The organism is Aeromonas sp. ZOR0002, from assembly GCF_963866995.1.
GTDB classification, from domain to species: domain Bacteria; phylum Pseudomonadota; class Gammaproteobacteria; order Enterobacterales; family Aeromonadaceae; genus Aeromonas; species Aeromonas caviae.
In genome coordinates this window covers 2,721-15,136 of record NZ_CAWMFQ010000361.1, presented here as the reverse complement: position 1 = coordinate 15,136, position 12,416 = coordinate 2,721, and the positions used below count along the sequence as shown (strand labels likewise).

Genomic DNA, 12,416 nt, shown 5'->3' with positions numbered 1-12,416 from the left:
CACAGTCGGCTACCAGCAACTGGCGCTGACCCGGGAGCTGCTCTCCTTGCGCGAGCAGTTCAAGCAGTTGCAGGGGGCGGTCGCCTTGCGCATCGGCTGCAAGGCGGTCAAGCGCAAGCAGTGGTTCGGCCGTCGCGCCCGCGGCACCGAACTGCCGCTGGCCAACGCCAGGCTGTTCGGCAAGCTGGTGCACTTCCAGCTGCTCACTCCGGCGCCCCTGGATGGCAGCGATCCCGAGCGCCTCACCGGCACCCTCACCTTCGATCGCACCCTGCTCTCTCACTGGCACCCCACCGGGGAAGCGCTGGTGGGCTGGCCCCTCGGCAACCCCAAGGAGGGGCACTACGAGCTGGTGCTGGACGAGCAGTTGCGGCTGCACGTGCTGGATATCCAGCGCCAGCCCGTGCCCCTGATGCTGGTGGAGCGCACCCCCATCCCCGAGGTGGTGATGGCCCCCTGGCTGTCGGCCCTGGACGACCTGACGGGCCAGGTGAACCGGGTGCTGCAAAACCTCAAGGGCCAGCGCAACCTGTTCGACCGTCACCAGCCCCATCTGTTCGTGGGGGACCACTGGCTGCGTCAGGTGGAGGACAGCTTCTTCGTGCTGAGCCGGGACCTGGAGCGGCTGGGGACCGAGCTGCAGCAGTGGCGGGATCGTCTGCCTCTTCTCGATGCACAGGGGTGACGTCGCGCCTGGCGTGGGATTGGTGAAATAAACAGGATGAAAAACATGTTTAGTAAGCATGATATTCCATCACATCTCAACGCCCGGGGTGGCCCATGCTAGAGATCGGCATGATGGACCTGGGGCTGCTCATGGGGGAGGGGGAGCTGGCGGGGGAGATGGCGCTGCTGCTTGCCTCCACCCCCAAGATCTCCGAGTTCCTCAAGCGCTCGCCCCTGCAGGGCAAGCTGCTCAGAAAGCGCATCCAGACCTGGAGCGAACAGCTTGGGGAGGAGATGCGCCACAAGCCGGTGCCGGTGGCCCTCGAGCGGGAATACCTGCTCTATCAGGCCCACCGGCAACTGCCTCTGCCGGAGCTGGTGGGGCGCCTGCCCGCCCTGCTGGAAGCCCTTGAGCAGCACAGCCCCTTCGCGGGGGATGCCCGCAGCCTGGTGCGCCAGATAGTGGCCCAGCCCACCGAGGGGCTGCGCCAGCTCTTCATCGAGAAGTGGCGCGCCAGCCTGGTGGGCAGCCTGTTGCAGTTGCAGCAGCAGATAGCGGAGGCGGAGCGGGAGAAGCAGCGTCAGGAGATAGAGGATCAACTGCTGGCCAACCGGACCCTGGCCGATGCCCTGGATCCGCACCAGATCTCCGCCGGGGGGCTCTGGGATCTGGCCCAGGGGAGCTGGCACAAGCGCAGCCTGGCGCTGGTGAAGCAGTACGCCCGCATGTTGCAGCAGGAGCCTCTGCTCGCGGAGATCGCCGCCCTGCTTGGGCGCAGCGAGCGGGAGCGGCGCAGCGAGGACAGGACGCTGCCGCCGGTACCTGTGCACGAGCTGGAGGAGGTGCAAAGTGACGATGTGCCCGACGATCTGGTGGGGGTGCACCCGGCCAGCGATCTGATGCGCCTCCTGCCGAGCGAGGCGGTGATGCTGGCGCTGCCGGAGCTGGAGCTGGAGTTCTATCGCCGTTATCTGGAGCGGCGCCTGCTGAGCTACCAGTCGCGGGGCACCCTGCCGCGCCAGCGTCTGATGCTGCGCTCCCCCGAGCAGGGAGGGCAGGAGATGCAGCCGCGGGGCCCCTTCATCGTCTGCGTCGATACGTCAGGTTCCATGGGGGGCTATCCGGAGGAGTGTGCCAAGGCGCTTTTTCTCGCCCTGCTCAAAGGGGCGATGGAGGAGAAGCGGGGCTGCTATCTGATGCTCTTCTCCACCGAGGTGGCGACCCTGGAGATCACCGCCGACACCGGGCTTGAGAAGGCGGAGCGCTTTCTCTCCATGAGTTTTCACGGGGGGACCGATCTGGTGCCCTGCCTGGAGCAGGCCCTGACCCAGCTTGAACAACCCGCCTTTGCCAAGGCCGACGTGCTGGTCATCTCCGACTTCATCGCCCAGAACCTGCCCCACCCCCTGCTCGAGCGGATGAACCGGCGACGGGCGCAGCAGACACGCTTCCATGCGGTCGCCATGTCCCGTCACGCCAAGGCGGCCATTTTGCGGGTGTTCGACAACAGCTGGCTGCTCGATTGCGGCCTGCGTGGACGCCTGCTGCGGCGCTGGCAGCGCCATTGAGGGCGATCAGGCTCAGAGAGTGGGCCTGTGGTAGAGACCCCGTTCGTTGACCTGCTCCTGATCCAGCAGCGGCTGACCGCTTGGCTGGGCAATGTAAAAACCCCGCTTGCCGCTGCGCTTGACCCTGTACATGGCCTGATCCGCCCGGGCCAGCGCCGCGCCGAAATCGTCCTGGGGCCGGATGGCCGCAATTCCCATGCTCAGTCCCACCGAGGCGTCCCCGTTGGGCAGCTCGAAGGGGGTGGCGATGGCATCGATGCACTGGCGGGCGAGGTGGCTGGTGCGGGGATCGTCGCACGCCCAGGGCAGCAGCAGCACGAACTCGTCCCCACCGATGCGTCCCAGCCGTACCTCCTCGCCGCAGCAGTGGCGAAGGCGCTGGGCGAGGGAGACCAGCAGTTCGTCACCTGCCCGGTGGCCCAGGTTGTCGTTCACCAGCTTGAAGTCATCGAGATCGATGAAACAGATGGCCTGGTACTCCCCGGGAAAGTGGCGATGCAGCGCGGTGCGGTTGAACAGGCCGGTGAGGGGATCCCGGTGGGCAAGCTGGGCGAGCTGCTGCTCGTACTCCTTCTCGTGGGTGATGTCGATGTGGGTGCCCATCACCCGGACGGGGTTCCCCTGATCATCCCGCTCCACCACCCGGCCCCGGTCCAGCACCCAGGTGGTCTTGCCATCCTTGCCGATCATGCGGTGCATCGCCTGATAAAACGGGCTCTTGCCCTCCAGATGGTCGAAGAAGGCCTGCAGCACCTGCTCCCTGTCCTCCGGGTGCAGGTGGGCGCGCCAGACGTCGAAGTGGGCCGACAGCTCCTTGGGCTGGTAACCGAGCATGGAGCCCCAGCGCCGGTTGAAGATGATGAGTTTGCCGGTGGGCACATGGTTCTGCCAGATGCACAGGCCGGTGCCGTCCATGGCGGCGTCCAGCTTCTCCCGCGCGTCATCCGCGATGCGTTTGAGACGCTCGTTCTCCAGCAACAACCTGTCGTAAGCCTCCCTCAGCTCCTCGTAGGTCATTCCTCATCCCTTCCCCTGTTCGAAAGCATATATAGTCGATGCACTCTCTCCTTCTGTAAAGAAGGGGATAGGGGAGGCTCTCGTCCGATATGAGGCGTTTTCCCACCCTCTGACGGCTGTGCGCCCAGAGTCTGTGGGGATATGATGACAGCGATGAGCGCGGCGTCCGGCCAGTGAAGAGGAGAAAATGTCCGCATGAAGATCCTGATGGGAGGTGGTCTGTTGCTGGGGGTTGCCCTGGCCCAGGCGACGCCACTGGCCGGGCACGAGTTGCAACTGGCGTTGCAGCGACTGGAAGAGTCGACGATGCCGGTGCAGGTGTTTCGCGAGCGTGTCGCCGCCCTGACTGCCGGACAGGCACATTATCCGCCCGAGGTGCAGGGGCGTCTTGCCCGGCTGCAGTGCTGGGCCCTGCCGGGTGAACGGGACGAGGAGTTTCGCCGCGCGGTGGCGTTTGCCGAGCAGGGGCTGGCGCAGGCCCGTGCCCGCAAGGACAGGGTCACCGAGGTGGGGTTGCTCGCCTGCCGCGGGTATCACCGGCAACTGCTCGGCAACATGGCCGGGGCCGGGGAGGATTACGACGCCGCCCTGACCCTGGCTCGCCGGCTCGGGGATGAGCGTCAGCGTGCCGACATCCTGAGCCTGCGGGGGGAGATGTACTCCTACCAGGGGGAGCTGGCGGAAGGGCTGATGGATCTCATCGATGCCCACCAGCGCTACGAGGCGCTCGGGCTGGAGGCCAAGGGGCGCGAGGTGCTTGCCAATATTGCCAATGCCTATCGCAGGATGGGGCTCTATGAGCGGGCCGAGAGCTATTTCAAGGAGCTGGAGCACGACTATCGGCAGCTCGGGGTCGAGGAGTACCTGGTGGACATTCACAGCCAGCAGGGGCTCCTCTACATCGACACCGAAGAGTACGACAAGGCGCTGCCCCTGATGGCCGAAGCGGAGCGTTACTATCTGGGATCAAACCAGGAAGGGGTCCTGGCCTGGAGCCGGATCGAGCTGGCCACCATCCTGCAGAAACAGGGCAAGCCGGACCAGGCCATGACCAAGCTCGATCAGGCGGCAGCCTCCCTTCATCAGGGGGAGGGGGCGGACAGCGTCACCCTGGGCCACTGGCACCTCGTCATGGCCGAGGTCCTCGAGGCCCTGAACCGACCCGGCGAGGCGCTGCGGCACCTGGACGAGGCCGAGCCCATCTTTACCCGGGAGCAGAACCTGCGCTTCCTCGCCCGGGTGCATGAAACACGGGCCCGGGTGCTGGAGCGTCAGGGGCATATCCAGTCGGCCCTCACCAGCCTCAAGACCTATGTCGAGACCCGCCAGGCCCTCGAGCTCAGATTGCGGGAGCAGCGCTCCTTGCAGATGCGTTTCGAGTTCGATCTCGCCCGCAAGGAGCTGGAGAACCAGACCCTCAGGTCCCAGCAGCAGTTGCAGGCGGAGAAACTCAAGCAGTTGCAGGAGCGGCGCTACTGGCAATACCTGGTGGTGGCCCTGCTGCTGGTGGTGATGGGTACCCTGGTGGTGCATCAGCGCGGGCGCACCCGCAAGATGCAGCGCCTCGCCATGACGGACGAACTGACCGGCATCCACAACCGGCGCCAGATCCAGGCCAAGGGGCGCAAATGGTTCACCCAGGCGCGGGAGGAGGGCAATCCCCTGTGCGTGCTGCTGCTGGATGTGGATCACTTCAAGAAGGTGAACGACCAGCTGGGCCACCACGTGGGTGACAGTGTGCTCACCGCCGTGGCCCAGTGCATCGAGGAGCAGCTGCGCAGCCTCGACAGGGTGGGGCGCAACGGCGGCGAGGAGTTTCTGGTGCTGCTGCCGGATACCCTCCTGAACGAGGCCGTCGAGGTGGCGGAGCGGATCCGCCAAGCCGTCGCCCGTCTCGAGATTGAGGGGGTGCCTGCGGATCACCCCATCCGCATCAGCATCGGCTGCGCCCAGTACAAACCCGAGGATGACAACCTGGGCGAGCTGGTACGCCGGGCCGACGAGGCCATGTACGAGGCCAAGCTGGCGGGGCGCAACCGGGTGATGACGGCCCGGTGAGGCCGACCCCGGGCCCCCGTGATAGCGGGCTGGGTATTTTTCACTCGCGCGGGTATAATGCCGCGCAATTTTGCTTTGATCCGGGGCCAGACCCATGTAATGCAACGCGCTTCTCCTGTCTCCACCGGCGGTCACTGACCCGCCCGCGTGGTGTCGTTGTCTGCATGGGCGCCCTGATTCCAAGGTGCTGTCCCGCATTTTTCCCACGGTGGCTCCAGGCCGCCGCTCAATAGAAGAACGTCGAATTATGTCAGCTGAATTTCTGAGTGAAGTCTCCAAGAGACGCACTTTTGCGATCATCTCGCACCCGGATGCGGGTAAAACCACCATCACCGAAAAGGTCCTGCTGTTCGGACAGGCCATTCAGCGCGCCGGTACCGTCAAGGGCCGTGGCTCGGGCCAGCACGCCAAATCCGACTGGATGGAGATGGAGAAGCAGCGCGGTATCTCCATCACCACTTCCGTGATGCAGTTCCCCTACGCCGACTGCCTGGTCAACCTGCTCGACACCCCGGGTCACGAGGACTTCTCCGAAGATACCTACCGTACCCTCACGGCGGTCGACTGCTGCCTGATGGTCATCGACGCCGCCAAGGGTGTGGAAGACCGGACCCGCAAGCTGATGGAAGTGACCCGGCTGCGCGACACCCCCATCCTCACCTTCATGAACAAGCTGGACCGCGAAGTGCGCGACCCGATGGAGGTCATGGACGAGGTGGAGCGCGAGCTCAACATCATGTGCGCCCCCATCACCTGGCCTATCGGCTGTGGCAAGTCCTTCAAGGGTGTCTATCACCTCTACAAGGACGAGACCTATCTCTATCAGAGCGGTCAGGGCCACACCATCCAGGAGAAGCGGGTGGTCAAGGGGTTGAACAACCCCGAGCTGGATGCCGCCATCGGCGACGATCTGGCTGCCCAGCTGCGTGGCGAGCTGGAGCTGGTGCAGGGCGCCTCTCCCGAGTTCGATCACGACGCCTTCATCGCCGGCGAGATGACCCCGGTCTTCTTCGGGACCGCCCTCGGCAACTTCGGTGTCGACCACATGCTGGACGGCCTGACCGACTGGGCGCCAGCCCCCATGCCGCGCAAGGCCGAGAGCCGCGAAGTGGTGGCCACCGAGGAGAAGTTCTCCGGTTTCGTGTTCAAGATCCAGGCGAACATGGACCCGAAACACCGCGACCGTATCGCCTTTATGCGTATCGTGTCAGGCACCTACTCCAAGGGCATGAAGATGCGCCACGTGCGCATCGGCAAGGACGTGAACATCTCCGACGCCGTCACCTTCATGGCCGGTGACCGCGAACAGGCGGTCGAGGCCTGTGCCGGCGACATCATCGGTCTGCACAACCACGGCACCATCCAGATCGGCGACACCTTCACCCAGGGTGAAGATCTCAAGTTCACCGGTATCCCGAACTTCGCACCTGAACTGTTCCGCCGCATCCGCCTGCGTGACCCCCTCAAGCAGAAGCAACTGCTCAAGGGGCTGGTGCAGCTCTCCGAAGAGGGGGCGGTGCAGGTGTTCCGTCCGCTCATCAGCAACGATCTCATCGTCGGTGCGGTCGGTGTGCTGCAGTTCGACGTGGTGGTCTCGCGCCTCAAGAGCGAGTACAACGTCGAGGCCATCTACGAGGCGGTCAACGTCGCCACCGCCCGCTGGGTGGAAGGGACCGACGTCAAGAAGTTCGAGGAGTTCAAGCGCAAGAACGAGGTCAACCTGGCCCTCGATGGGGGTGACAACCTCACCTACATCGCGCCGACCATGGTCAACCTGCGCCTGGCCCAGGAGCGTCACCCGGACGTTCACTTCCGCCAGACCCGCGAACACTGATCACCCCGCCCGCACCCAGCGGGTGGCTGATGACCAGAGAGACCCCGCTTCGGCGGGGTTTTTTGTTATGGGGCGTTTCATTGGAAGGGGCGGCGATCCCCATCCGGGGCTTGATGGTTGAATAAAAATCAAGGATAAGTGATTTAAATTTCATTCATGGAGAGAGACATGTCCGTCACCCAACCCGTAGAGGCGCAGTTTGCCGCCTACAATGCCCACGATCTCGACGCCTTCGTGGCCTGCTTTGCCCCGGATTTCAAAGGCTATCGCATGCCGACCGAGACGCCGAGCACAGTCGGCAAGGGGGCGCTGCGGGCCTTCTATGCACAGCACAGATTCAACAACCCGCTGCTCAAGGCCGAGCTGCTGTCACGCACCGTCTTGGGCAACAAGGTGTTTGATCACGAGAAGATCCATGGCCTCTCCCCCGAGCCCATCGAGAGCGTGGCGGTGTTCGAGGTGAAGGAGGGTCTTATCCAGACCGCCTGGTTCTATTTCCCTTCCTGAGCACCGCTACACGGGCCTGCCGGCGACAAAGCTGGTATAAGAGAAAGTTCCCTGCGGGCATCCTCCGGTCAGCCCGCGTCTGGACAATAACAAGGAGTACATCATGCTTGGACGCATCACCCACCTCTTCCCGCTTTGGGCCCTGCTGTTTTCCCTGCTGGCCTACTGGCAGCCCGAGCCCTTCGTCGGCCTCAAGGGCCAGATAGTGCCGCTGCTGACCATCATCATGCTGGCCATGGGGCTGACCCTCAAACCCCAGAACTTCCTCGACGTGGTGCGCAACAAGAAGGCCATCGGCCTCGGGCTGGTATTGCAGTTCAGCGTGATGCCGCTGGCCGCCCTGCTGGTCAGCCTGTTGCTGGGTTTTGATGCCGAGCTGACCGTGGGCATGGTGCTGGTGGGCAGCGTCGCCGGTGGCACCTCTTCCAACGTGATGTGCTATCTGGCCAAGGGCGATGTGGCTCTCTCCATCACCATGACAGCTCTCTCCACCCTGCTCGGGGTCCTCGTCACCCCCCTGCTGGTGCAGTTGCTGGCTGGCAAGAGCGTCGACGTGCCGGTGCTGGACATGCTGCTGAGCCTGGTGAAGATAGTGCTGATCCCTGTGGTGTTCGGGGTGGTTGCCAATGTCTTCCTCCACTCCCTGACGGCACGTATCGAGCCCGTGCTGCCGCTCGTCTCCATGGCCGCCATCGTCATGATCATCGCCATCGTGGTCGCCCTCAACGCAGGGCAGTTCGCCAGCATCGGCCCCATCGTGGCGCTGGCGGTGATCCTGCACAACGGCATCGGCATTGCGGCGGGCTACTGGGTCAGTCGCTGGCTGGGCTTTGAGGAGCGGATCTGCCGCACCGTGGCCTTCGAAGTGGGGTTGCAGAATTCTGGCCTCGCCACGGCGCTGGCCATGAAATTCTTCACTCCCGCCTCGGCCATGGCTGGCACCCTCTTCTCGGTCTGGCACAACCTGTCCGGCTCTCTGCTGGCCGGGGTCTGGGCCAAGCGACCGCTTTCCCGGCCTGTTGGGACCCTGGAGCAGCGCGCTGGCTGATCAGGGGGCGCAAGATGAAACAATAAGGGGCCATGGGCCCCTTGTTGTTGTTTGAGCTAGTCGAGCGCCAGCACCATGCAGATCTCGCAGGCATCGTGGCCCGTGCAGCCAAGGGGCCCCGGCAGGTGTTCGAAGCCCAGGGATTCATAGAGGGCGGTGGCTTCCCGCAGCACGGCGGTGGTCTCCAGATAGCAGCGCTGGTAACCGAGGGCGCGAGCCTCGGCCAGCGCCTGCAACACCAGCCGCCGTCCCAGCCCCAGCCCCCGCAGGGCGGGCAGGAAGTACATCTTCTGCAGCTCGCACACATCCGCTGCTCCCGCCAGCGGCGCTATGCCGCCCCCGCCAAGAATGGCGCCGTCCGGTCCCTCAATCACCCAGTAGCGGCTGCGCTCCCCCTGATAGGTCTCGTGGAGAAAATCGAGGTTGGGATCCGCCACCCCGTACCCCTTGTCGGCGGTGAGGCCGTATTCGGCGGAGACGGCGCGCACCACGGCGGCGATCCGGGGATTGTCGGCCGGGGTGATGGGGCGGATGACGAACCCCTGCTGGCGGCGGGCGCGGGAGAGGGCGCTGCGATAGAGCCGCATGCCCTCCCAGATCTGCTCGCACTCGACGGGGGAGAGTTGGGCCAGGGCCCCCGCCATGGTCTCGTCCATCTGCCGGTGCAGCTCCTCAAGCTGTGCCTTGCCCGGCTCGGTGAGGCTCGCCTCCTTGCTGCGCCCGTCCGAGGGGTGGGGTTGCCAGGCGATCAGCGCCCGCTCGGCGAGGCGGGCCAGGGGGCGGCTGGCGTTGGACTTGTCGATGCGAAGGCGCTCGGCAAGCTGCTGGTTGGTGGCGGGACCGTTCTCCAGCTCGATGAGCAGGTGGGCCTCCAGGGGGCTCAGTGCCAGCGAGCCGCACTGCTGGGAGAGCATGCCGAGTTCGCGTACCAATTCCCTCGACAGGGCGCGCAGGGGGCGGGGATCCATGGGGTTGTCTCCTAGTGATGGTATTTGGTTGTCGTACGCAACTAATAGCATCATTTGGTTGTTGATGACAACTATTTGCGTGAAAAAGGGCGAAAGACAGGCAGAAAAAAGGGCCCGGGAGAGGGCCCAAACATTGGAAACCCGCGCGGGGGCGCGGATCCCATCCTTGGTCTGGCAAGGTGCCGGCGAGGGTTAGACCAGCTCGGCCAGCATGGTGTCGGCATAGGGCACCAGGGCGTCGCCCTGTTTCACCTTGGCGAGGTAGTCCGGGTTGGCGATGAGGGGGCGACCGATGGCGACGAGGTCGAAGCGGTCCGCCTCGATGGCCTCGAGCGCGGTCTCGGCGCTGTAGTTGCCCACCCCTACCAGGTGGCCGTCGTAGCGGGCACGCAGGTAGTCGGAGGCGCGGCCGTCCAGGTAGTCGAAGGTGAGGCTGTCATCGAAGATGCCCAGGTGCAGATAGGCCAGAGTGCGCTGGTTCAGCTCGGCCAGCAGGTGGTCGAACACGGCGCGATCCCGGGCATCCCCTTCCAGGTGCACATAGGCGCCGGGGGAGAGACGAAGGCCGGTGCGATCCCCGCCGATGCGGGCGGCGATGGCATCCACCACCTCGAGGGCGAAGCGGCTCATGTTCTCGGGGCTGCCGCCGTAGTTGTCGGTGCGCAGGTTGCTGGCGTGGTGCAGGAACTGATCGATGAGGTAGCCGTTGGCACCGTGGATCTCCACCCCGTCAAAGCCCGCTTCGATGGCGTTGGCGGCGGCCTGGGCGTAATCCTCGACCAGCTGGGCGATTTCGCGCTCGGTCAGGGCGCGCGGCACCTGATAGACCAGCTCGCGCATGCGCGGCACCGTGCCCTCATGGGCGACGGCGGAGGGGGCCAGCACTTCGGCGTGGTGGAAGAAGGGGTGGGAGAGACGGCCCACGTGCCACAGCTGGGCGAAGATCTTGCCACCGTTGGCATGCACGGCGCTGGTCACTTTCTTCCAGCCGGCGATCTGTTCGGCGCTGTAGAGCCCCGGGGTATTGGGGTAGCCCTGCCCGTCCGGACGGATGATGGTGGCTTCGGAGATGATGAGGCCGATGTCGGCGCGGCGGCCGTAGTAGGCGGCCATCTGTTCGGTGGGCACCAGACCCGGGCCCGCCATGCAGCGGGTGAGGGGGGCCATCATGAAACGGTTCGCGAGGGTGAGGGTGTCGTTGAGGCGATAGGGCTGAAACAGGGTATTCATGATCGTCTGTCCTGAGGGAGTGATTCTTGAACGGGCATTCAAGACGTTTTTTGGTTTGCGTGCAAGTATTTTTTGAGCAAGCATTCAACATGGATTGACGGGGGAGGCTGGGGTAAACTTGCCGCCCTGTTTTTTCCGTCCCGCGGGACCTTGCCACCGGAGACCCCATGCGCAGCGCCGAATACGATCGGGATGCCGTCTTGCGAAACGCCATGGAAGCCTTTCGCGCCAAAGGCTATGCCAAGACCACCATGCAGGAGCTGGTGGCCGCAACCGGCCTGCACCCGGGCAGCCTCTACGCGGCGTTTGGCAACAAACGCGGCCTGCTGCTGGCGGCGGTCGATCACTATGTGGCAGAGAAGGGGGCCCTGCGCCGCCGCTGCCTGGCACAGCCCAGCCCGCTGGCGGGGCTGCACGCCTTCCTCGAGCAGGTGGTGGACGATGCCCTGCAGGGCTCCTGCCTGCTGACCCGCACCCTGATGGAGCTGGCGGAGCAGGACGAGGAGCTGCACCTTCGCTTCAAGGCCATCTACGGCGAGCTGGAACAGGATCTGGCCGGGCAGCTGGCCCTGGCAAAGGCGCAGGGAGAGCTGGCAAAAGAGGGGGACATCCCCACCCTGACCGCCTTCTTGCAGGTCCACATCCAGGGACTGGTCACCTTCGCCCAGTGCCACCCCGACCGCCCTCTGCTGGCCGGTGTCGTCGCCCGGATGATGAGCGCCCTGCGGGCGTGATGGCGAGGATGGAAACAACAAAGGCTCCCGCGGGAGCCTTTGTTGTTGCTGGGAACTCCCCTCGCAGCAGGGGGTTTGCCCCCTTCTCCCGCTCATTTACAAAAGAATGGGAGAAGGGTTGGGGATAAGGGGGCGGAACTGCCAGCCGCAGCCGCTTAGCCCGGATTCACCAGATCCTTCATCAACGCCTTCAACCAGATCAACGCCGGTTGCTGGGCGTGGACCGGATGCCAGACGCAGTTGAGGTGATAGTCCGGCACGTCGTCGGGCAGGGGCAGGCTTTTCAGCGGCCAGTGGCTGGCGAGCAGCTCGGCCACCATGCTGGGCAGTACCAGCAGGTGGTCGCTCTGGCTCACGATGGCGGCGGCGGACATATAGCTCTGGCTGTTGACCGAGATGGTGCGGCTATGGCCCAGGCTCTGCAAATAGCGGTCGAGGCTCGCCTCCGAGGTGCCGAGCGGCGAGTGGAACACATGGGGCATCTCGATTAGCTGGTCGAGGGTGATGCGCTCCTCTTCCAGCTCCAGGGTGGCGCGCACCAGCCCGGCCAGGGGTTCGGTGAGCCAGGTCTCCTTGCCCAGATACCCCGGCACCTGCATGTACTCGTCAAACCCCAGCACGAGATCTATCTCGCCGCTCGCCAGCTCGGCTTCGGGCAGGGTATCGCGCAGGATGCGGATTTCGATGGTGACGCCGGGGGCCAGCTTTCTGAGGCGCTGGATAAGGGGCGGGATCAGCACGCACTCCACGTAATCCGTGGTGCAGAGCACGAAGCGGCGCTTCGA

The 12,416-nt window shown here is 64.7% G+C and carries 11 protein-coding genes; 7 read left to right on the top strand and 4 right to left on the bottom strand.

Annotated elements, in window-relative coordinates; genetic code table 11:
* Positions 1 to 685 (top strand): ATPase RavA domain-containing protein (locus AACR77_RS19345; protein WP_042883356.1); only part of this gene is annotated, 685 nt, incomplete at its 5' end.
* Between the two features lie 95 nt (positions 686 to 780).
* Positions 781 to 2,235 carry an ATPase RavA stimulator ViaA gene (viaA, locus tag AACR77_RS19340; RefSeq protein WP_042883353.1) on the top strand — a complete coding sequence of 485 codons (1,455 nt, stop codon included), beginning with the start codon at positions 781 to 783 and terminating at the stop codon, positions 2,233 to 2,235.
* A 12-nt stretch (positions 2,236 to 2,247) separates the two neighbouring features.
* Here the strand turns inward: viaA and AACR77_RS19335 are convergent, their stop codons facing one another.
* Complete coding sequence (locus tag AACR77_RS19335) at positions 2,248 to 3,252, bottom strand: sensor domain-containing diguanylate cyclase (RefSeq protein ID WP_010672915.1); 1,005 nt, start codon at positions 3,250 to 3,252, stop codon at positions 2,248 to 2,250.
* A gap of 195 nt (positions 3,253 to 3,447) precedes the next feature.
* Between AACR77_RS19335 and AACR77_RS19330 the strand changes: the two genes are divergently transcribed.
* The 4 genes from AACR77_RS19330 to AACR77_RS19315 all read left to right on the top strand — a co-directional run bounded on the left by AACR77_RS19330 (position 3,448) and on the right by AACR77_RS19315 (position 8,699).
* Complete coding sequence (locus AACR77_RS19330) at positions 3,448 to 5,310, top strand: diguanylate cyclase (protein ID WP_042883351.1); 1,863 nt, start codon at positions 3,448 to 3,450, stop codon at positions 5,308 to 5,310.
* Between the two features lie 244 nt (positions 5,311 to 5,554).
* On the top strand, positions 5,555 to 7,144 hold the full coding sequence (gene prfC, locus AACR77_RS19325; RefSeq protein ID WP_089503670.1) for a peptide chain release factor 3: 1,590 nt from the start codon (positions 5,555 to 5,557) through the stop codon (positions 7,142 to 7,144).
* Positions 7,145 to 7,312: 168 nt separating this feature from the next.
* Positions 7,313 to 7,651: a nuclear transport factor 2 family protein gene (locus tag AACR77_RS19320; protein WP_042883349.1), complete on the top strand. Its 339-nt coding sequence runs from the start codon at positions 7,313 to 7,315 to the stop codon at positions 7,649 to 7,651.
* Positions 7,652 to 7,754: 103 nt separating this feature from the next.
* Complete coding sequence (locus AACR77_RS19315) at positions 7,755 to 8,699, top strand: bile acid:sodium symporter family protein (protein WP_042883348.1); 945 nt, start codon at positions 7,755 to 7,757, stop codon at positions 8,697 to 8,699.
* Positions 8,700 to 8,755: 56 nt separating this feature from the next.
* Here the strand turns inward: AACR77_RS19315 and AACR77_RS19310 are convergent, their stop codons facing one another.
* Together AACR77_RS19310 and AACR77_RS19305 are read right to left on the bottom strand one after the other, a co-directional pair.
* A complete protein-coding gene (locus AACR77_RS19310) occupies positions 8,756 to 9,667 on the bottom strand; it encodes a MarR family transcriptional regulator (protein ID WP_042883345.1) in 912 nt (303 codons plus the stop codon).
* Positions 9,668 to 9,859: 192 nt separating this feature from the next.
* Positions 9,860 to 10,897, bottom strand: a complete 1,038-nt coding sequence (locus AACR77_RS19305; RefSeq protein WP_042883344.1) for an alkene reductase — start codon at positions 10,895 to 10,897, stop codon at positions 9,860 to 9,862.
* Positions 10,898 to 11,064: 167 nt separating this feature from the next.
* On the opposite strand from AACR77_RS19305, the gene AACR77_RS19300 reads away from it, so the two are divergent.
* Entirely contained in the window at positions 11,065 to 11,631 is a 567-nt protein-coding gene (locus AACR77_RS19300) for a TetR/AcrR family transcriptional regulator (RefSeq protein WP_010672924.1), read from the top strand.
* A 155-nt stretch (positions 11,632 to 11,786) separates the two neighbouring features.
* Here the strand turns inward: AACR77_RS19300 and AACR77_RS19295 are convergent.
* A partial coding sequence (locus AACR77_RS19295) for a LysR substrate-binding domain-containing protein (RefSeq protein ID WP_231563285.1) occupies positions 11,787 to 12,416 on the bottom strand: 630 nt, incomplete at its 5' end.